The sequence below is a fragment of the Streptomyces californicus genome (assembly GCF_000717645.1).
GTDB classification, from domain to species: Bacteria; Actinomycetota; Actinomycetes; order Streptomycetales; family Streptomycetaceae; genus Streptomyces; species Streptomyces californicus.
The window spans coordinates 195,097-215,611 of sequence record NZ_JNZZ01000001.1 but is presented as its reverse complement, the minus strand read 5'-3'; the positions used below and the strand labels follow the sequence as shown (position 1 = coordinate 215,611).

Sequence of the window (20,515 nt, the reverse complement as noted above, 5' to 3'; positions counted from 1 at the left end):
GCGATGGGCACTGCCCGCAACCGGAAGAGCATCGTCCTCATCCCCGTGGCCACCGGCTGACCGACCTCTCTCACTGTTCCGCGCCGAGCGCGCGTGCCGGGGCCACCCTGTGAAGGGTTTCCCTTGTCTTTCTCGTTCTCTCCTTCCGCCACCGTCTCCTCCTCCTCGCACCCGCTGACTCCGTACGGCTGGGACGACGACTGGGCGGCTGCCTTCTCCCCGTACGCCGAGCAGGGGCTCGTACCCGGCCGGGTCGTGCGGGTGGACCGCGGCCGGTGCGACGTGATCACCGCCGACGGCACGGTCCGTGCCGACACCGCGTTCGTGGTGCCCCGTGACCCGATGCGGATCGTCTGTACCGGTGACTGGGTGGCGCTCGACGCGGACGGCGACCCCCGGTTCGTCCGGACGCTGCTGCCGCGCCGTACCGCCTTCGTCCGCTCGACCTCCTCGCAACGGTCCGAGGGGCAGGTGCTCGCCACCAACATCGACCACATCGCCATCTGCGTCTCGCTCGCCGTCGAACTGGACCTCGGGCGGGTGGAGCGGTTCCTCGCGCTCGCCCTGTCGAGCTCCGAGGGCGCCGCGCTGCTGGGCGAGGGGTCCGGCGGGGAGCACCGGCCCCAGCCGATCGTGGTCCTGACCAAGGCCGACCTGGTGCCCGACGCGGTCACCCTGTCCCACCTCGTCCAGGACATCGAGGCCATCGCCCCCGGTGTCCAGGTGCTGCCCGTCAGCTCCACCACGGGCGAGGGGCTCGACGTCTTCGGAGTCGTCGTCTCCGGTGGTACGAGCGTGCTGCTCGGCATCTCCGGCGCCGGCAAGTCCACCCTGGCCAACACCCTGCTGGGCCAGGACGTGATGGAGGTGCGGGCGGCCCGTGACGTCGACGGGAAGGGCCGGCACACCACCACGACCCGCAATCTCCTCGTCCTGCCGCACGGTGGCGTCCTCATCGACACCCCCGGACTGCGCGGCGTCGGTCTCTTCGACGCCGGGACCGGGGTCGGCGAGGTGTTCTCCGAAGTCGAGGAACTCGCCGCCGACTGCCGGTTCCACGACTGCGCGCACGTCGCCGAACCGGGGTGCGCCGTCCTCGGTGCCCTGGAGGACGGGACCCTCTCCGAGCGGCGGTTGGAGAGCTACCGCAAGCTGGTCCGCGAGAACCAGCGGATCGTCGCCAAGACCGACGCCCGGGTGCGGGCGGAGATCCTGCGGGACTGGAAGCGCAAGGGCGCGGAGGGGCGCGCGGCCATGCAGGCCAAGCGCGGCCGGGTCCGGTAGCCGGGAAGTCGGCCGATCCGGTGTTCGGCCGGTCCGTACGCCGGACCGGCGCATGTGCCGGGCGGGCCCGTAGGCCGGACCGCCCGTTCGCCGGGCGGGTCCGTACACCGGGCGGGCCCGTCTCTGCCAGGCGGAGGAGGCGGGTCCCGCTGCGGCGGCCCGCGTGCCGGGGGCTCGTGCCCGGTCCCCGGGACCGGACCGGGGTCGATGTCCGAAAGCCGCGAGTGCGGTGGCCCCGGCTGCCGCACACTGGACGGTGTGATGGACGATCGGACCCGGTACGAGGCGGTGAGCAGCCGTGACGCGCGGTTCGACGGCGCGTTCTTCTTCGCCGTCGTGACCACCGGCATCTACTGCCGGCCGAGCTGCCCCGCCGTCACCCCCAAACGCGCCAACGTGCGCTTCTACCGCACTGCCGCGGCGGCCCAGGCCGGCGGCTTCCGGGCCTGCCGCCGCTGCCGTCCGGACGCCGTTCCGGGCTCCGCCGAGTGGAACGTCCGCGCGGACGTCGTCGGCCGGGCGATGCGGCTCATCGGCGACGGCGTCGTGGACCGCGAGGGCGTCCCCGGACTCGCCGGGCGGCTGGGCTACAGCGCCCGGCAGGTCCAGCGCCAGCTCAACGCTGAGCTGGGCGCCGGGCCCGTCGCGCTCGCCCGCGCCCAGCGCTCCCACACCGCCCGGGTGCTCCTCCAGACCACCGGGCTGCCGGTGACCGACATCGTTTTCGCGGCCGGTTTCGCCAGCGTCCGCCAGTTCAACGACACCATCCGGCAGATCTACGCCCGCACCCCCAGCGCCCTGCGCGCCGAAGCGGGCACGGGGCTCGGCGGCGCCCGCCGTGAGGGGCTGCGCTCCGGTATCCCGCTGCGGCTCGCCCACCGGGGACCGTACGCCACCGCCGCCCAGTTCGACCTGCTGGCCGCCGAGGCGGTCGCCCGGGTCGAGGAGGTGTCGGGACCGCCCGGCCGCCGCACCTACCGGCGCACCCTGCGGCTGCCGTACGGCTCCGGGATCGTCGCGGTCGACGAGGCGCCGGCCGCCGGCTCCTGGCTGGAGGCCCGGATCCACCTCACCGACCTGCGCGATCTGACGACCGCCGTCCAGCGGGTGCGCCGGCTGTTCGACTTGGACGCCGACCCGTACGCGGTGGACGAGGCGCTGGCCGCCGATCCCGGGCTCGCCCCGCTCGTCGCCGCCCGCCCGGGACTGCGCTCACCGGGCGCCGCCGATCCGGAGGAGGCCGCGGTGCGGGTTCTCGTGGGGCGTGCGGGGGCCGAAGAGCTGGTCGAGAGGTACGGGAAGGCGCTGGACGTGCCGTGCGGCGGGCTCACCCACCTCTTCCCGGAGCCCGGCGTGCTCGCCGGCTCCGCCGAGGACCCGGCGCTGCGGACCCTGGCCGCCGCGCTCGACGACGGCGTACTGCGGCTGGACGCCGGGGCCGACCGGGACGAGGCGGAGCGGACCCTGCTGACGCTGCCCGGGATCGGCCCGCGCACCGCCGCCCTGATCCGGACGCGGGCGCTCGGCGACCCCGACGTGGACCCGTACGGAACACCCGGGGCGGAGCGGTGGCGGCCCTGGCGCTCCTACGCCGTACGCCACCGGGAAGCGGCGGGGGACCCGTACGGGGACTGACGCCGTGGCGGCGGCCCCGTCCCGCGCGGAGGGTCTCCGTCAGCCCCAGAGCACCGCGCCCAGCCACGCGCCCGCCACCAGCAGGCAGCAGAACAGCTCCACCAGCACCGCGTAGCCCGTCGCCCGCATCACCGAGCGGACCGACGCCCAGGCCGCGCCCCGGCTGCCCAGCCGCAGCCGCTCCGCGCCGAAGACGGCCCCCACGTACCCGAGGGCGCCGCCCACCACGGGCACCACGAAGAAGCCCACGATCCCCGCGACCCCGCCGATCATCAGGGTCCGGCGCGGCGCCCCGGACTCGCCCGGGCGGCGCGGCGGCAGCAGCGGCTTGAGCGCCTGGTTCAGCAGCATCAGCGCCGTCGCGCCGATCAGCACGCCCCAGGCGGTCGGCGTCATGTCCGTCAGCGCCCACCACAGCACCGCGGCCCAGACGATCGCCTGCCCCGGCACGCCCGGCGCCGGCACCCCGACCAGGCCCAGCAGCAGGACCAGGCCCACGGCCACGAGCTGCCACACACTCATCCGACCAGCCTGCCGCAGAGCGCCCCATTCCGCCCGTCAGCGTGGACCGGCCACCTGCGGCGACCTGCGCCGATGCCCAGCCGGACGGGGGCCCGCGCCTCAGCTCTCCGGGCCGGTGCGGGCGACCCAGCCGCGTTCGTACGCGTGCCAGCCCAGCTGGAGCCGCGTGGAGACCCCGGTCAGCTCCATCAGCCCCTTGACCCGGCGCTGCACGGTCCGCAGCCCCAGGTCGAGCTGCTTGGCCACGCTGGCGTCCGTCAGGCCGGCCAGCAGCAGGGACAGGATCTCCAGGTCCGCCGGATCCGGCCCGACCCGCTCCTCCCGCACCCCGCCGCTCCCGCCGAGCCGCAGCGGCATGGCATCGCGCCACACCGACTCGAAGAGGCCCATCAGCGACTCCAGCAGGCCGCTGGCGTGCACGACCAGGGCGGCGGGCTCCGCGTCGCGCCCGGTCAGCGGGACCATGGCGAGGCTCCCGTCGGCGACCACCAGCTTCGTCGGCACCCGGTCCACCACCCGGCACTGCTCGTCCCGGCCCAGCGCCGACGACACCTCCGTGATCCCGAACGGTGTCGACAGCACCTCGCGCTCGACCACCACCCGGTAGCTCACCCCGCGCGAGGCCGCCCGTTCCTCCGACTCGTTCTCCATCCCGGTCACCGCGACCGGCCTGCCCGTCACCAGGGCGCACACCTCGGAGACCGCTCCCAGCTGCAACTGGTGGAACCGCTGGGCCACCGCGCCCGCCCCCGTCACCACCTCCACCAGGTCGTGCACCGCCGGCGCGCTCGCCTCGGCCCGGTACTCCTCGGCGAGGAGCGCCGACGCCAGCTCCGCCCGCTCCAGCTCGTGCCGCTGCTGGATCAGGAGCGCGCCGAGCGCCACCCCCGGAGGCGCCGCCACCCAGCGGCCGGGCCGGGCGGAGGACTGGGCGGCGAGCCCCTGCTGCTCCAGCCGCCGCAGCACGCGCTCCGCCTCCGCCTCCGGCAGCGCCAGCCGGAGCGCCAGATCGGTCAGCTCCGCCGCCCCCGCGGCGACGAGCGCGCGATACGCCGTCTCCTGCCTCTCGTCGAGACCTATGGCCCCCAGCATTCTCCCGACCTCCCCGAACGTGCTGATCGCGCACCGCGGCGCCCGTGCTGCCGGGCCTGCGGGTGGCGGGAAAAGGCCACGGCGTAAACCCGCCGCCCACATCATCCCCCGTACCTCTGGCACCTCTGCCAATGTGGCGCCACCGCAGCACCAACAAGCCCCGGAATTCTGCCCCTTGGGCTGCTTCATTCCGGATTGACCTGGGGAGAGCGATGCGCCCGATATCGCGTACGGCACTCGGAGCGGCGACCGCCGCCGTGCTCGCCGTCACCGTCGTGGCACCGTCCGTGGCAGCGCCACCGGACGCGCCCGGCGCGAAGAGACCGATCACCGGGAGCGCGGCCGCCGCCGCCACCGCCCCGAAGCCCGTCACGCTGACCCTCGTCACCGGTGACCGGCTCCTGGTGACCACCGACGCCTCGGGCGCGGCCGCCGCCACCGCCCTGCCCCGCGAGGACGGCAGCGTCCCGCTGATCCAGACCCGGCAGTCCGGACCGGACCTGTACGTCTACCCGGAGTCCGCCGTCTCCGCGCTCGCCGCCGGCACCGTGGACGAGGAACTGTTCAACGTCACCGGGCTCATCCGCCAGGGGTACGACGACAGCAGGGCCGACCACGTCCCGCTGATCGCCACCTACACCGCGGAGTCGGCCCGCCGCTCCTTCGCCACCCCGCGCGGCGCCGAGCGCGGAGCGGTCCTCGACGTCATCGGCGGACAGGCGCTCCAGGCCGACAAGAAGCGCGCCGCCGACTTCTGGGCCGACCTCACCGCACGCCGCACGCTGTCCTCCGGCTCCGGGCTGAAGAAGCTCTGGCTCGACCGGAAGGTGAAGGCCAGCCTCGACCGCTCGACCAAGCAGGTCGGCGCGGACGCAGCCTGGGCCGCCGGCTACGACGGAACCGGTACCAAGGTCGCCGTCCTGGACAGCGGCGCGGACGCCGAACACCCCGACCTCCAGGGCCGGATCACCGCGTCGGAGAACTTCACCGAGACCGGCTCCACCGACGACCTCCAGGGCCACGGCACCCATGTCGCGTCCACGGTCGGCGGATCCGGCGCCGCGAGCGGCGGCAGGAAGAAGGGCGTGGCGCCCGGTGCCGACCTGATGGTCGGCAAGGTCCTGGACGACGGTGGATCCGGCGCGATCTCCTGGATCATCGCGGGCATGGAGTGGGCCGTCGAGAACAAGGCCGACGTCGTCTCCATGAGCCTCGGTTCCGCCGAGCCCGGCGACTGCACCGACCCGATGGCCCAGGCCGCCGCCGAACTCGCGCAGAACAAGGACACGTTGTTCGTGGTGGCCGCCGGAAACCTCGGCCCCTCCCTCAACACCGTCTCCTCGCCCGGCTGCGCACCCGGCGTACTGACCGTGGGCGCGGTCGACCGCGACGACTCCACCGCGAACTTCTCCAGCCGGGGCCCCGTGACCGGCTCGCACACCCTCAAGCCCGAGATCGCCGCACCCGGCGTCGCGATCTCCGCCGCGTCGGCGGGCGGCCGGGGCTCGGACGCGTACCGCTCCATGTCCGGTACGTCGATGGCGACCCCGCACGTCGCGGGCGCCGCGGCCGTGCTGAAGCAGCGCCGCCCCGAGTGGACCGCCCAGCAGATCAAGGCGGCCCTGGTCTCCTCGGCGCACAGCGCCGTTCCCGGTGACGTACGCGAGACCGGCGGTGGCCGCCTCGATGTGGCCCGTGCGATCCGTACGCCCGTGTTCGGCGCCTCCGCCGTGCAGGGCGGCACGTTCAACTGGCCGCAGGACAAGAGCGACCGGACCACCGTCGCCGTGCCGTACACCAACACGAGCGCCAAGCCGGTGAAGCTGTCGCTGAAGGTCGCGGGCGTCACCGGCAATGACGGCTCGAAGGTCCGCTCGGACATCGCCCGGCTGAAGCGGACTTCGGTCACCGTGCCCGCCGGCGAGACCGTCGAGGTGCCGCTCGCCGTCGCCCCGGACGCCCGGCTGACCGCCGCCCAGTACGGCGACGTCACCGGCCGGATCCTCGCCACGGCCACCGGCGGAGTGAAGGTCTCCACCCCGTTCTCCCTCTACGTGGCACCGGAGACGGTCACGCTGCGCGTCAAGCTCGTCGACGGCAACGGGAAGCCCGCGGACGGCATCTCCTCCGTCGACCTCATCGGCACCGACACCTCGTCCGGTGAACGCCGCTTCAACGAGGGCGCGGCCGACCAGACCTACCAGGTGCGGCCCGGCGCCTACTTCGTCTCCAGCTTCATCGAGACGCCCGACACCAGCGACCCGACCGGTCGACTCGCCGCCTCCGTGGGCTATCTGGCGCGCCCGCAGCTGAACGTCACGAAGGACACCACCCTCGTCCTCGACGCCCGCAAGGCACACCGCCTGAAGGTGCGCACCGAGGACCGGGTCTCCGAGACCCGCGGCGCGACCCTCTCGTTCGGCCGTACCTGGGACGACACCTGGCTGCACTCCGGATCGGTCTCCGGCACCGGAATCATCAAGGACTACCTGGTCGACGTCCAGGGCAAGGCCCGTGACGGGGACTTCGAGTTCACGTCCTACTGGCGTGCCTACGCCCCGCAGATCCAGAAGTTCGGCATCGTCGGCGGAGCGGCCCTGCACCCCCGGCCCGCCACCACCGGCTCGGTCAACCTGGACGGCACCGGCCGCGCCGAGGTCGTCGACGCCGGTGCGGGCAGCGCCGCCGAGCTGAAGGCCGCCGGAGCGAAGGGCCGGATCGCCCTGGTGAGGACCGGCGGCGATGACGACGCGGGCGCGGTGGACCAGGCGCGGAACGCCTCTGCCGCCGGGGCGAAGGCGCTCCTGGTGCACCGCTCCGAGGCCGGCGACTGGCAGCCCAGCCTCGGCTACGGAGCGGCGCCCCTGCCCGTCCTCGGGCTGCGCGCCGACGAGGCGGCCGTACTGAAGAAGGCCCTCGGCAAGGGGAAGTCGGAGGTCTCCTGGACCGCCACGGCCGTCAGCCCGTACGTCTACAACCTGTCGTTCCCGGAGAACGGGCAGATCACCTCGGACCGCACCTACAAGGTCAAGGACAAGAAGCTCGGCTCGGTCGTCTCCACCCACGAATCCATGGGCGTGGCCGCCGACTTCGTCGACACGCTCGTGGTCTCCCGCCCGTACGGCGGCTCCTTCCTCGCCTCCACCATGGCGGTGGTCGCGGCTCCCGGGAAGCGCACCGAGTACTACACGGCGGGGGACACCGTCTGGCAGAAGATGCTCTCCTCCAGCTTCCCGTGGGGCGAGCTGATGACCGGTGACGCCCGTGAGTACCAGGCCGGCCGCGCGCTGACGGAGAACTGGTACCGGGGGCTCCTGGTCCCCGGCGCCCCGCGCGACGCGGACGGCGAGCCCGCGCTCGCCGGTGAGCGTCAGGACAACACGGTCGGCTTCGCACCGGCGTTCATGACCGACTCCGAACACGTGGGTCAGCAGGGCTCGTTCGGTGACATCGGTGGAATGCGGCTGACGCGCGACGGCGAGGTCGTCGGTGAGACGGGCTACCCGTACGGCGCGTTCAGTGTGCCCGCCGAGGACGCCGCGTACAAACTGACCATGACGACCACCAAGATCGGCTCGCCCGCCCAGGTCTGGAAGCGGTCCACGCTGACGGAGACCACCTGGGGCTTCCGTTCGGAGCGGAAGCCGGACGTGGACTCGCAGGGCATCCCGATGCTCTTCCCGCGCTACGACGTGCCGATGGACGGCATGAAGACCGTGCCCGCGAAGAACGGTCAGCGGATCGGGCTGACCGCCACCGGACACGCCGGGTACACCCCCGGCGAACTCACCGCCGCGAAGGTCTCCTTCAGCTACGACGGCGGCGAGACGTGGCACGCGGCCGCCACCGCCGCTCAGGGCGGCCGGTGGACCGCGACCGTCGACCACGCGGACGCGCCGGGCAAGTCCGTCGCCCTGCGGACGGAGTTGACCGACGCGAACGGCAACACCGTCGTCCAGACCGTCCACGACGCGTACGCCGTGCGGTGAACGGCGGTTCGCTGAACCGGTGATCGGCTGAGCGTACGAGCTGAGCGTACGAACGGCTGACACGCCGAGACGCCGATCACGTCGACCGGGTCCGCCGGGCGTCCTTCCCGTGGGGGGTGAGGACGTCCGGCGGACCCCTTTCCCGGACCGCACTTTCCCGATGTCCCGGTTTCGGGCCGCCCCGTCGGTGGACAATAGGGGCATGAGTCAGCAGGGGGAGAAGCCCGCCGCCCACGAGGACGACTGGTGGCGCAAGCTGTACGACGAGAGCGCGCCGGACGCCGGCCCCGGCAGCGGCGGCGCCGACAGCCTCGAAGACCGCTTCGACTCCGTGTCGGACGCGGTCGGCGGACCGGTGGACGACCACCGGGACACCGCCCGGGAGCCCGCCCGGGACCCGTATGCGGAGGCGTACGGAGGCCCGGACGCGGAGGTGTACGAGGACCCGTACGCGGACCGGTACGAGGAGCCGGAGCCGGACCGCGACGAGGGTCCGGGCCGGTACGAGGAGCCCGAGCCGGACCGGTACGAGGAGCCCGAGCCAAACCGCGATGAGGGGCCGGACCGGTACGAGGCTCCGGAACGCGACGAGGCTCCGGAACGTGGCGAGAGGGCGTACGGAGGCCGGGGCGCCCCCGCGTCACCTGAGGCGAAGCCGGTGCCCGTCCCGGACCACGCCCCTCCGCCCCTGCCCCCGGTCCGCACACCCGTCCCCGGCGCGCCCGTGCCGCCGCCCCCGGCCCGTGCATCCGCCCTTGGCGCGCCCGACTCGTCCCCGCCGTCCGACCCCCGCCTGCCGCTCCGGCCCCCGCCGCCGCTCCCGCCCCGGGCGCCGGGGCACGGGTCCGCCCCGCCCCCGCCGCCCGTATCGCCGCCGCCTCCGCCCTCGCCCCGCACCGCCGTCTTCCCCGCGCCCTGGGAGGCGCCCGGCGGGCGTTCCGGGCCCCGCACCTTCGCCGCGCCCCGGGCGCCGGAGCCGGCGGAGCCGGGCCGCGCGGCCGACGCGGGCGCGCCCCACGGGCCGCCGGCGGGCGCGGACGCCTTCGCCGCCGGGGCGCGGCCCGCCGTCGGGCACCTCGGGGAGCGGCCGCCCACCTACGACGCCGAGCCCGCCGCCCTGCCCTCCGCCACCTCGGAGAACCTGGACACGCTCGTCCCCGACACCGTGCTGGACGGGGCTCGGTACGGCACGTACACCCTGCGCACCGCCTCCGTGCGCGGCGACTCCGCCCGCTTCCGCGGCGAGCCCCGTCGCGACGGGCTGCTGACCGCCCGGTTCGGGACCGCCGAGAGCGCCCTCGTCCTCGTCGCTCTGGCCGGCGGCAGACGGGGCGGCGAGGCGGCGCACCTCGCGGCCGCCGACGCCTGCCGCTGGATCGGCGGAGCCGTCGCCCGCAGCCATCTGCGGCTCTCCGAGGACATAAGGGCCGGCCGCCGGAGCGACCTCAAGTCCGGGCTGCACCGGCTCACCGACCGTACGTACGGAAAGCTGCGCGCCCGCGCCGCCGAACTGGGCGTCGCGCCCGACGCGTACACCGCGAACCTCCGCTGCCTGCTGCTGTCCGCCGACCCCGAGTGCCGTACCCGGGTCTTCTTCGGTGTCGGCGGCGGCGGACTCTTCCGGCTCCGCGACGGGCTCTGGCAGGACCTGGAACCAGTCGTCCAGGACCTGGAACCGGTCGTTCCGGCGGCCGCCGAGGGCACGCGGCCGGGCGACGAGCCCGAGGAGGGGCCGGACGGCGACCGGCTGACCATGGACCTCCAGATCACCTCGGCGCCCGCGGAGGAGGCCGGAGGACCTTCGGAGCCGGCTGCCGAGCCGTTCCGCTTCCGGGCCTCCGTGGCGCGGCCCGGCGACACGCTGATGCTCTGCGGCAGCGGCCTCGCGGAGCCGATGCGCGGTGAACCGGAGCTCCCCGCCGAGCTTGCCGACCGCTGGGGGAGCGGCGGGGCGCCCGGTCTGCCCGCCTTCCTCGCCGACGTCCAGCTCCGCGTGAAGGGGTACGCCGACGACCGCACCTGCGCCGCCGTCTGGGAGGCGTAACCGCGCCCACCGTGGGTTGATGGATTCCGGAGCCCGGCGGACCGTGTTTCGCCGCTCCGGTCTCCGGACAACCGAAGTGCACGGATCACGGGCAAGGAAGGGCGCGTACCCATGGCCAAGCAGAACGTGGCGGAGCAGTTCGTCGACATCCTCGCCAGGGCGGGCGTCAAGCGCCTGTACGGCGTCGTCGGCGACAGCCTGAACCCCGTCGTGGACGCCATCCGGCGTAACTCCTCCATCGACTGGATCCACGTCCGGCACGAGGAGACCGCCGCCTTCGCTGCCGGGGCGGAAGCGCAGGTCACCGGGTCGCTCGCGGCCTGCGCGGGATCCTGCGGGCCGGGCAACCTGCATCTGATCAACGGACTGTACGACGCACACCGTTCCATGGCCCCGGTGCTGGCCCTCGCCTCGCACATCCCTTCCGGCGAGATCGGCCTCGGCTACTTCCAGGAGACCCATCCGGAGCTGCTGTTCCAGGAGTGCAGCCACTACAACGAGATGATCTCCAACCCGGAGCAGATGCCCCGGCTCCTCCAGACGGCGATCCAGCACGCCATCGGGCGCGGCGGCGTCAGCGTCGTCACCATGCCGGGGGACATCGCGTCCAAGGCCGCCCCCGAGAAGTCCATCGAGCACGCCCTCGTCACGGAGCGGCCCACCGTCCGGCCCGGCGACGACGAGATCGACAAGCTCTGCCGCATGGTGGACCAGGCCAAACGGGTGACGCTGTTCTGCGGCAGCGGCACGGCCGGGGCGCACGCCGAGGTCATGGAGTTCGCCGAGAAGATCAAGTCCCCGGTCGGCCACGCGCTGCGGGGCAAGGAGTGGATCCAGTACGACAATCCGTACGACGTCGGCATGAGCGGTCTGCTCGGCTACGGGGCCGCGTACGAGGCGACCCACGAGTGCGACCTGCTCATCCTGCTCGGCACGGACTTCCCGTACAACGCGTTCCTGCCGGACGACGTGAAGATCGTCCAGGTCGATGTGCGGCCCGAGCGCCTCGGCCGGCGCTCCAAGCTCGACCTCGCGGTCTGGGGCGATGTGCGCGAGACGCTGCGCTGCCTCACCCCCCGGGTGAAGCCCAAGTCCGACCGCAAGTTCCTCGACCGAATGCTGAAGAAGCACGCCAACGCCCTGGAAGGCGTGGTCAAGGCGTACACCCGCAAGGTCGACAAGCACGTCCCGATCCACCCCGAGTACGTCGCCTCCGTGCTGGACGACATGGCCGACGAGGATGCCGTGTTCACCGTCGACACCGGGATGAACAACGTGTGGGCCGCCCGCTATCTGACGCCCAACGGCAAGCGGCGGGTGATCGGTTCGTTCAGCCACGGCTCGATGGCCAACGCCCTGCCGCAGGCGATCGGCGCCCAGTTCACCGACCGGAACCGGCAGGTCGTCGCAATGTCCGGCGACGGCGGATTCTCCATGCTGATGGGCGACTTCCTCACGCTGGTCCAGTACGACCTGCCGGTGAAGGTCGTCCTCTTCAACAACTCCGCGCTCGGCATGGTGGAGTTGGAGATGCTGGTGGCCGGACTGCCGTCGTACGGGACCACCAACAAGAACCCCGACTTCGCCGCCATCGCCCGCGCGGCCGGCGCCTACGGCGTCCGGGTGGAGAAGCCCAAGCAACTTCAGTCCGCGCTCAAGGACGCGTTCAAGCACAAGGGGCCCGCGCTCGTCGATGTGGTCACCGACCCGAACGCGCTCTCCATCCCGCCGAAGATCAGCGCCGACATGGTCACCGGGTTCGCGCTCTCCGCCAGCAAGATCGTACTGGACGGGGGAGTGGGCCGGATGCTCCAGATGGCCCGCTCCAACCTGCGCAACGTTCCCCGCCCCTGAGGCCGCCTCCGCCTGACCCCGCTGTGCCGGGGTCCGGGCGCACGGTCAGGATCCGGAACGGCCGCAGAGCGACCACCGGTCAGTCCCCGCCGGTCTCCGGACGGGGCGACGGCCGCTCGCGGAAGGATGAGGCGCACCCGTGTCGCCGGGGCGGAGGGGCGGCCGTGCCGCCGAACCGGGGGATCCGTGGGGAAGCGCGTGCCGTCATGGCCGTCCGTCGGGTGCGCGTGCGGTCATGGCCGTCCGTGGGGATGCGCGTGCCGTCGTGGCGAAGCGCGTGTACGGCGCACGGCCGACGACAACTGGCGCGTGCTCGAAGGTGGTTGTTCTCTGCTGCGCCCATGTGGTGATGACGTGCGCGGGTGGGATGTCCTGTGCGCCCCTCGCCGCTTCCGACCGCGCACTTATTGATGACCCCGCAAGCGTGACCGTGTGCGTACAGGGGCATGCATCCCGTGAGGCTGTTCGACGGGCGGCCGGACCGGAGGAGGTAGACCACTGTGCGGGCGGGGGACATGACGAAGCGTCAGAAGATGGTCGGGGTCATCGAGGCACACGGCCCCCGGGGGTGCAGACCGGGCGGTGACGCGCCGCCGGCCAGGATGCGCCGGGGGGTGGGGCACGCCGACCGGTCCGCCGTGGGGGAGGTCCGCCGCGAGCTGCGGGAGTTCCTGGAGCACCGCTCCGGACAGGAGCAGGTCAAGGCGGCGGAGCTGCTGGTGAGCGAGCTGGTGACCAACGCCCTCATCCACACGAGGAACGGCGCCGTGGTCACCGCCACGGCGACACCGGCCCGGATCCGCGTGGAGGTGCAGGACTTCGCCTCCGAGGACCTGCCCGCGCCGTACGTACCGAACGCCGACGACGGTACGCACGGCCGGGGGCTCGTCCTGGTCCGGAGCCTGGCGGACGCCTGGGGGGTGGAGACGCAACTCCTGGGCAAGGTCGTCTGGTTCGAACTGCGCGGCGGAAGGCCCTGAGGGACGTCCGACGGCGGAAGGCCAAGAAGCGCAGGTGCGGCGGAAGACCCCTCAGGGTCTTCCGCCGCACGACGTGCTCAGCCGAACTGCTGCTCCAGATCCTTGAGTTTCTGTTCCAGCGAGTCGAGCCGGGGGAGCGTCTGGGTGTCGTCCTCCGCGGTGAGGTCGACGGTCCGCGGGTCACTTCCCGGGTTCGACGCGTTCAGGCCCTTCGAGCCCGTTCCGTCCGCCTGCTTCGGGCCGACGGCTTGCAGGGATGGCCGGGGGCGCAGGGGCAGCTGACCCGGCTCCGCTATGGCGGGCTCCGTGACGGCCGGGGCCGCCCCGCCCGAGGAAGGGGCGAGGGCGGGCACGTCCACCTGCTGCCCGCCTCGGATCCCGCGCCCCCAGGCCCGGTTCTGCCGGTTCAGGGCCTTGATGCGGGCCCGGTCCAGCTTGGCCTGCTCCCGGCGCCGCAACCGGGTCTGCTCCTGTTCCTTGCGGTCCTCCCTCACCTCGTCCACCGCCTCGTCCAGTGTGCGGACGCCCTCCAGGAGCATCAGCGACCAGGCGCCGAAGGTCTCCCGGGGGGCCCGCAGCCAGCGGACGATCCGGATCTGCGGCAACGGGCGCGGCACCAGGCCCTGTTCGCGCAGCGCCGCCCGGCGGGTCTGCTTCAGCGCGCGGTCGAAGAGCACCGCGGCCGAGAGGGACATCCCCGCGAAGAAGTGCGGCGCGCCCGCGTGGTCCATGCCCCGGGGCGCGTGCACCCAGTTGAACCAGGCGGCGGCCCCGGCGAACGTCCACACCAGGAGCCGGGAGCCGAGCGCCGCGTCTCCGTGGCTCGCCTCCCGTACCGCCAGCACGGAACAGAACATCGCGGCCCCGTCCAGCCCGAACGGCACCAGGTACTCCCAGCCGCCGCTGAGGTTCAGGTTCTGCCGGCCGAAGCCGACCAGCCCGTGGAAGGAGAGCGCGGCGGCGACCGCCGCGCAGCAGAACAGCAGGACGTACGAGGCGGTGGCGTACAGCGCCTCCTTGCGCCTGCGGCGCTCCTCGCTGCGTTCCCAGGAGTCGTCTGCTGCCGCGGCCTTGCCGGCGGCACGCTTGCCGCGTGCGACCACCGTCACCGCCGCCATGACTCCCACGAGCAGTACGGCGCCCGGAAGCAGCCAGTCAAGCGATATGTCGGTCAGTCTCATGCGCGGTCCCTTGCGTCACGTAGGGCGTTTCGTGCGCCATCGTGACGGAATTCCCGTCCCGCTCCGGTGGTTTCGGGACAAGAGCACGCCATGGGGGTGGGAGAGCTTATCGATGGGCGGAATTTCCTCGAACGCCCGCCCGTGCGAAGCGAGTTGCGTTCGATTTTCCGTCCTTCGGAAGGGCGGTGTGGATCAGGAAGCCGCAGCGAGCTTGCGCACCCGGTCCGCGTCACAGGTACGGGGGCAGGTGACGCAGGTGTCGTCGGGGCGCAGCGTGTAGAACAGGCAGCAGCTCGCCCGGTCCCGGGTCGGCAGCGGCTTCCCGTCCGGCCCGGTCAGCTCACGGAAGCCCGCGCGTCCGGCGTACGGCTTGGTCGTTCCGGGAAGCAGCAGCTCCAGCTCGGCCATCGCCCGGCGCTCCTCGCCCAGCAGGTGCGCGACGTACCAGAGGCCCTCGACGATCTCGTCCGTCGCCATGCCCCACAGGGCCCGCTTCCCGCGCCGCATGCGGGGCCCGAAGCCCTCCAGCACCGGACCGAGGTGCTCGGCCAGCGAGTCCAGGACCTCGGCCCGCAGCGCCGCCTCGTCGGGGACGATCCTGGCCCCGGGCAGCGTGGCCGACGGGTCGTCCGGCAGGCAGGCGAACTCCTCGATCCGTACGGTCAGGTGCCCCAGCGCCCGCTGGAAGGCGACGGCCTCGACCGGGACGCGGGGGACCCGGCGCTGCAGGAACCACGGGACGGTCACCAGCAGACAGGCAGGCCACGCGTACCGGTGGAGTCCGAAGCTGGCCACGACGTCCGGCCGGGCCCGCTGCCCGTAGTCGCGCAGCACCTGTGCGTCGTCCCAGGCGAGGAAGGCGTCCACGGCGGCGCCGCCGGCCGCCAGCTCCGCGGCGCCGACCCAGCCCGCGCCGGACGGGGCGACGGCGTCGCCGTCGAGCACATCGGCCCGCAGACCGGGGGACACCTCGGTCAGACGGGCGTACGCGGCGGTCACGGGGGACGTCGCGGCACCGGTGAGCGGCGGGGAGAGGGTCATGCAGGGGACCACCGAATCGGGATCGTTTGCAGGTAAGGCTTACCTTACCCGACGCCGTCGATGTTTGAACTGCGGCCTCCTCCCTCTATCGTGCACACGAGGTACGGCCCACGCGAGTCGGCCCGCGGCATACGGAGGAGGTCCCGGTGGAGCAGGGCAGCGCGCACGACGGCGCACGTCCGGCGTACGCCTCCGGAGTGCTTCCGCGTACGTCGGCGGGGGCGCGCGTGCCGGCGCAGGCGCGGGGGGCCGCCGCCGCCCGGCTCCCCGAGCAGGCCCGGGGCGAGCACACCCATGGCGAGGACCCCCGCGACGAGCCGCCCGCGGCGCGTGCCGTCCGGCGCCACTCCGTGCGCGGGCAGATCCTGGACGCCCTGCGGACCGCCCTCGTGGACGGCGAACTGGAGCCCGGCCGGGTCTACTCCGCGCCCGCGCTCGGCGCCCGCTTCGGGGTCTCCGCGACGCCGGTGCGCGAGGCGATGCAGCGGCTGGCCGTCGAGGGCGCCGTCGAGGTCGTGCCGAACCGCGGCTTCCGGGTCAGCGAACGCGGCCCCCGCGAGCGGGCCGAGCTGGCCCAGGTCCGGGCGCTGATCGAGGTCCCCGTGATGCTGGACCTGGCCCGTACGGTCCCGGCGCACCGCTGGAGCGCCCTGCGGCCCCTCGCGGACGCCACGGTCGCGGCGGCGGCGGTGGGCGACCTGGCCGCCTACGCCGAGTCGGACCGGGCCTTCCACCGGGCGCTCCTCGCGCTCTCGGGCAACGGACAGCTCGTGGCCGTCGCCGAGGAGCTGCACCGGCGCGCCCAGTGGCCGCCGGTCTCCGGCCCCGCCACGCGCCGCGCCGATCTGCTCGCCGACGCCGCCGAGCACACCGCCCTGCTGGACGCGCTGGCCGCCCGGGACCTGGCCGTCGTCCAGGCCCTGGTCGCCGAACACGTCACCGGCGCCGGGAACTGACCCGCCCGGCCCGCTCGCGGACGGCCCGCACCCGGGCCCCGGCCGTCAGTCCGTACCGGCCGCGCGCGGCGCCGGGGGCCCCAGGTACGGGGCGAGCCAGGTGGGGACGCCGCCCAGGAGGCGGAACAGCCGGCCGGCCTCGGCGCGCAGCCGGGCCGCCTCCGGCTCCTCCGCCGTCTGGGCCAGCGAGATCAGCGCCGGCGCCGTGCCGACCAGGAACCCCAACTCCTCGCGGATGCGCAGGGATTCGGCGAACCCCTGCCGGGCGCCCGCCAGCTCGCCCTCGCGCAGGTCGAGGGCGGCCAGGTGACGCCAGGTGGACGACAGCAGCAACGTGTCCTCCCGCGCCGCCGCGCCGGCGTGCGCCCGGCGGAACGCGGCCCGCGCCGACTGCGGGGAATCCGCGAGGTTCTGGGCGATCAGTCCGCGCCGGAAGTCCAGCAGCGGCCGCGCCGGGGAGGCGGGGGCCAGCAGCGCCGCCGACCGGCTGAGCGCCACGCTCGCCTCGTCGGACCGGTCGCGTACCGCCAACAGGGTGGAGGCGTACGCCAGATGGCCCCGCTCCGAGGCGGCCGAGCCGCGCTCGTCGTCGCTGCGGGCGACGGCCTCCGCCGTCCGCAGGGCGTCCTCCGCCTCGGTCCAGCCCTGCCCGGTGTACAGGCACCGCTCGGTCAGCAGCGCGGTGCGCTGGAGCGCGGCCGCCGCGTCCGTGCCCGCGTGGGGCTCCAGCAGGGCGGCCGCGTCCGTCCAGCAGGCGCGGGACCGCAGCCGCCATACCGCGGTCTGGAGCGGCGGATCGTCATCTGCTGTCGTTCCGGAACCAGACATGGCGGTATGCGCCACATTGCCCTCCCCGAGCGCGCCATTGTGCTGTTGGGTACGGCGCATCTCAGCACGGATCGGCACTCCGGGCCAAGAGGTCCGGACAATGTCAGGTGAAATATTTCACAATCGGCGGGAGCGCTCCGGAGCCCGTCCGGGCCCCGCACGCCGCCGGAGAGTCAGCTCATGCGCAGGGCGAGGAAGAAGTCGAGCTTGTCCTCCAGCCGCGAAAGGTCACGTCCCGTCAACTGCTCGATGCGTCCGACGCGGTAGCGCAGTGTGTTGACGTGCAGGTGCAGCCGGGCCGCACAGCGGGTCCAGGAACCGTCGCAGTCCAGGAAGGCCTCCAGCGTCTCGATCAGCTCCGCCCGATGGCGCCGGTCGTAGTCGCGCAGCGGGTCCAGCAGCCGGGCGGTGAAGGCGCGCCGGACGTCGTCCGGGACGAACGGCAGCAGCAGCACGTGCGAGGCCAGCTCGTGGTGGCCGGCCGCGCAGACCCGCCCCGGCCGGGCGGCGGCCACCCGGCGGGCGTGCCGGGCCTCCTCCAGTGCGCCGCGCAGCCCCTCGGCGGAGTGCACGGCCGCGCTGACACCGAGTGTCAGCCTCCCGTCGTCGGCGAGCCCCGCCGAGAGCGGTTCGCGTACGGAGGCGAGCAGCGCGTCGGCGTGGAGGCCGGGCTCCCCGTGGAGCGCTTCCGCGTCCCCGCCGTCCGCCGCGGGCCCGTCCCCGGGCTCTCCGGCCTCCGGCGCCGGGTCGGTGGGCAGCGGCACCAGGGCGATGGCCTCCTCGCCGGTGTGGGCGACGGCGATCCGGTCGGCCGAGTCGGGGCCGCTGACCGCCGGATCGACGAGGATCTCCTCCAGCAGCGCCTGCGCCACGGGACCGCTCGCGATGTCGCCCGCCGCCGCGGCCCGGTCCGCCGTGCTCCAGTCGACCCGGGCCACCACGACCTGCCACTGCGGGGCCGCGCCGAGACCGGGCAGCAGGACCGGCGCGGCGACCCGGAGCCGGGCGGCGATCTCCGCCGGGGCGGCCCCCGCCTGGACCAGCTCCAGCACCTCCTGGGCGAGCCTGCGGCGTACGGTGCGGGCCGCGTCGCGGCGGTCCCGCTCGACGGCGATCAGCTGGGTGACGCCCTGGAGCAGGTCGAGGCGGGCGGCGGGCCAGTCCGACGCGTCCGCCTCGACCGCCAGCAGCCAGTCGGAGAGCACCGACTCCCGTACGTCGCGGGCGGCGGGCACCGCGCCCCGGCCGGTGTTGCGGATCGGGAAGAGCGAATACGTCGTCCCGGCGACCGCCGCCCGGTGCGGGGCCCGGCGGCCGGTACGGGTCGCGGCCAGGTGGTGGCCGGCCAGGACGGCGCCCAGCCGCGCCGGCAGCGGGGCGCCCGCGCCGGCGATCTGGCGGCCGGTGGGGGAGAGCACCCAGGCCCGCAGGTCCAGGTCGGAGGTGAGGAGGTCCAGGACCACCTCGGGGCCGCCGCCCGCCGGGCCCGAGGTCATCAGCCGCCGGTGCCGGTCCACCACGGCCGCCAGGTCCCCGGCCCGCTCGCCGGACACCTGGCGTACGACGTGCTCGGTGATCGTCGCGAAGGCCACCGTCTCGTGCACCGCGAACAACGGGAGGCGGTGCCGGCGGCAGGCGTCGACCAGGTCGGCCGGGATGTCGCCCAGCTCCGCCTCGCCCGCCGCGAGCCCGGCCACCCCCGCACCCGCCAGGATCCGGACGAACGGCTCCGAGTCCTCCGGGTCCCGGTGCCAGGCCAGGCCCGTGAGCACCAGCTCGCCGCCGGAGAGGTAGCGGCTGGGGTCGCGCAGGTCGGTCGTCATGACGCCCCGGACCGTGCGGTCCAGCTCGTCCTCGCCGCCGAGCAGCCGGAGGCCCAGCGCGTCGGTCTCCAGCAGTGCGCGCAGCCGCATTCTCGTCGCCGCCGATCTTTCGTAGAGGGAACAGGTGAAGGGGGTGGGAAGAGTGAGAGGGGTGGGGGAGAGGGGGAGAACGGGTACCTGTGAATTACGGAGAGATGACGATCCTCCGCCATTCGTTCGAATCTACAAGACGAGGACGGAGACCAGCCAACTCCTTCGGTGTTTCGGTGACTGCACCGGCCGGGGCGCGGCTTGTGTACTGGGCCACACACCACGTGAACACCACATGAACGCGCCAGTCGCGGGCCGGCCGTCCCCAGTCCCGGCGAACACCCGATCGAGAAGAGAGCCACTCATGGACTTCCTTCGCCCCGCCAGCTGGGAGGAGGCGCTCGCCGCCAAGGCCGAGCACCCCACGGCTGTGCCCATCGCGGGCGGCACCGATGTCATGGTCGAGATCAACTTCGACCACCGGCGGCCCGAGTACCTCCTGGACCTGAACCGGATCGGTGAGCTGTCCGAGTGGGAGGTGGGCCAGGAGAACGTACGGCTCGGCGCCTCCGTGCCGTACAGCAGCATCATGGAGCACCTGCGGGCCGAGCTGCCCGGTCTGGCGCTCGCCTCGCACACCGTCGCCTCCCCGCAGATCCGCAACCGCGGCGGCGTCGGCGGCAACCTCGGCACCGCGTCCCCGGCCGGTGACGCGCACCCCGCCCTGCTCGCCGCCGACTGCGAGGTCGAGGCCGAATCCGTCCGCGGCAAGCGGCTGATTCCCATCGACGCTTTCTACACAGGCGTCAAGCGCAACGCCCTGGAGCCGGACGAGCTGATCCGCGCCGTGCACATCAAGAAGGCCGACGGGCCGCAGCAGTACTCCAAGGTCGGCACCCGCAACGCCATGGTCATCGCGGTCTGCGCGTTCGGCATCGCCCTGCACCCCGAGACCCGCACCGTGCGCACCGGCATCGGTTCCGCGGCCCCGACGCCCATCCGGGCCAGGGAGGCCGAGGAGTTCCTGAACGCCGCGCTGGAGGAGGGCGGGTTCTGGGAGAACGGCAAGATCATCACCCCGTCGATCGCCCAGCAGTTCGCCACCCTCGCGTCCGGCGCCTGCAACCCGATCGACGACGTACGCGGTACGGCGAAGTACCGCAGGCACGCGGTCGGCATCATGGCCCGCCGCACGCTGGGCTGGACCTGGGAGCAGTACCGCGGCGCGGGCCGCGCGCTGGAAGGAGCCGCGTAAC

At 73.7% G+C, this 20,515-nt stretch carries 14 protein-coding genes; 8 read left to right on the top strand and 6 right to left on the bottom strand.

What is annotated here, in order from left to right; translation table 11 throughout:
• The first annotated feature begins 123 nt into the window (after positions 1 to 123).
• Together rsgA and IF19_RS0100900 are read left to right on the top strand one after the other, a co-directional pair.
• A complete protein-coding gene (rsgA, locus tag IF19_RS0100905) occupies positions 124 to 1,284 on the top strand; it encodes a ribosome small subunit-dependent GTPase A (RefSeq protein WP_030116495.1) in 1,161 nt (386 codons plus the stop codon).
• Between the two features lie 261 nt (positions 1,285 to 1,545).
• Positions 1,546 to 2,919: a DNA-3-methyladenine glycosylase 2 family protein gene (locus tag IF19_RS0100900; protein ID WP_030277968.1), complete on the top strand. Its 1,374-nt coding sequence runs from the start codon at positions 1,546 to 1,548 to the stop codon at positions 2,917 to 2,919.
• Between the two features lie 39 nt (positions 2,920 to 2,958).
• On the opposite strand, the gene IF19_RS0100895 is transcribed toward IF19_RS0100900, so the two are convergent.
• Together IF19_RS0100895 and IF19_RS0100890 are read right to left on the bottom strand one after the other, a co-directional pair.
• On the bottom strand, positions 2,959 to 3,441 hold the full coding sequence (locus tag IF19_RS0100895) for a DUF456 domain-containing protein (RefSeq protein ID WP_030116498.1): 483 nt from the start codon (positions 3,439 to 3,441) through the stop codon (positions 2,959 to 2,961).
• 99 nt (positions 3,442 to 3,540) lie between these two features.
• The gene (locus IF19_RS0100890; protein WP_030116499.1) at positions 3,541 to 4,533 is read right to left on the bottom strand and encodes a helix-turn-helix transcriptional regulator; all 993 of its coding nucleotides are present in this window, start codon (positions 4,531 to 4,533) and stop codon (positions 3,541 to 3,543) included.
• A 212-nt stretch (positions 4,534 to 4,745) separates the two neighbouring features.
• Between IF19_RS0100890 and IF19_RS0100885 the strand changes: the two genes are divergently transcribed.
• The 4 genes from IF19_RS0100885 to IF19_RS0100870 all read left to right on the top strand — a co-directional run bounded on the left by IF19_RS0100885 (position 4,746) and on the right by IF19_RS0100870 (position 13,400).
• Positions 4,746 to 8,522: a S8 family peptidase gene (locus IF19_RS0100885; RefSeq protein WP_030116500.1), complete on the top strand. Its 3,777-nt coding sequence runs from the start codon at positions 4,746 to 4,748 to the stop codon at positions 8,520 to 8,522.
• A 202-nt stretch (positions 8,523 to 8,724) separates the two neighbouring features.
• Complete coding sequence (locus IF19_RS0100880; protein WP_030289816.1) at positions 8,725 to 10,566, top strand: protein phosphatase 2C domain-containing protein; 1,842 nt, start codon at positions 8,725 to 8,727, stop codon at positions 10,564 to 10,566.
• 111 nt (positions 10,567 to 10,677) lie between these two features.
• Positions 10,678 to 12,420 (top strand): pyruvate dehydrogenase, encoded by a 1,743-nt coding sequence (locus IF19_RS0100875; protein WP_030119893.1) that lies wholly within the window; start codon positions 10,678 to 10,680, stop codon positions 12,418 to 12,420.
• Positions 12,421 to 13,034: 614 nt separating this feature from the next.
• Positions 13,035 to 13,400: an ATP-binding protein gene (locus IF19_RS0100870; RefSeq protein ID WP_030116505.1), complete on the top strand. Its 366-nt coding sequence runs from the start codon at positions 13,035 to 13,037 to the stop codon at positions 13,398 to 13,400.
• A 77-nt stretch (positions 13,401 to 13,477) separates the two neighbouring features.
• Here the strand turns inward: IF19_RS0100870 and IF19_RS0100865 are convergent, their stop codons facing one another.
• Both IF19_RS0100865 and IF19_RS0100860 read right to left on the bottom strand, forming a co-directional pair.
• Positions 13,478 to 14,581 (bottom strand): DUF2637 domain-containing protein, encoded by a 1,104-nt coding sequence (locus tag IF19_RS0100865; protein WP_030116506.1) that lies wholly within the window; start codon positions 14,579 to 14,581, stop codon positions 13,478 to 13,480.
• A 192-nt stretch (positions 14,582 to 14,773) separates the two neighbouring features.
• On the bottom strand, positions 14,774 to 15,622 hold the full coding sequence (locus tag IF19_RS0100860; RefSeq protein WP_030116507.1) for a (2Fe-2S)-binding protein: 849 nt from the start codon (positions 15,620 to 15,622) through the stop codon (positions 14,774 to 14,776).
• A 146-nt stretch (positions 15,623 to 15,768) separates the two neighbouring features.
• On the opposite strand from IF19_RS0100860, the gene IF19_RS0100855 reads away from it, so the two are divergent.
• Positions 15,769 to 16,578, top strand: coding sequence for a GntR family transcriptional regulator (locus tag IF19_RS0100855; protein ID WP_030116508.1), 810 nt, complete (start codon positions 15,769 to 15,771; stop codon positions 16,576 to 16,578).
• 45 nt (positions 16,579 to 16,623) lie between these two features.
• Here IF19_RS0100855 and IF19_RS0100850 read toward each other — a convergent pair whose 3' ends face one another.
• Together IF19_RS0100850 and IF19_RS0100845 are read right to left on the bottom strand one after the other, a co-directional pair.
• Positions 16,624 to 17,406 (bottom strand): hypothetical protein, encoded by a 783-nt coding sequence (locus IF19_RS0100850; RefSeq protein WP_030116509.1) that lies wholly within the window; start codon positions 17,404 to 17,406, stop codon positions 16,624 to 16,626.
• A gap of 173 nt (positions 17,407 to 17,579) precedes the next feature.
• Positions 17,580 to 19,319: a PucR family transcriptional regulator ligand-binding domain-containing protein gene (locus tag IF19_RS0100845; RefSeq protein ID WP_030277372.1), complete on the bottom strand. Its 1,740-nt coding sequence runs from the start codon at positions 19,317 to 19,319 to the stop codon at positions 17,580 to 17,582.
• 304 nt (positions 19,320 to 19,623) lie between these two features.
• Here IF19_RS0100845 and IF19_RS0100840 point away from each other — a divergent pair, with 304 nt between their 5' ends.
• Positions 19,624 to 20,514 (top strand): FAD binding domain-containing protein, encoded by an 891-nt coding sequence (locus IF19_RS0100840; protein ID WP_030116511.1) that lies wholly within the window; start codon positions 19,624 to 19,626, stop codon positions 20,512 to 20,514.
• Position 20,515: the final 1 nt, after the last annotated feature.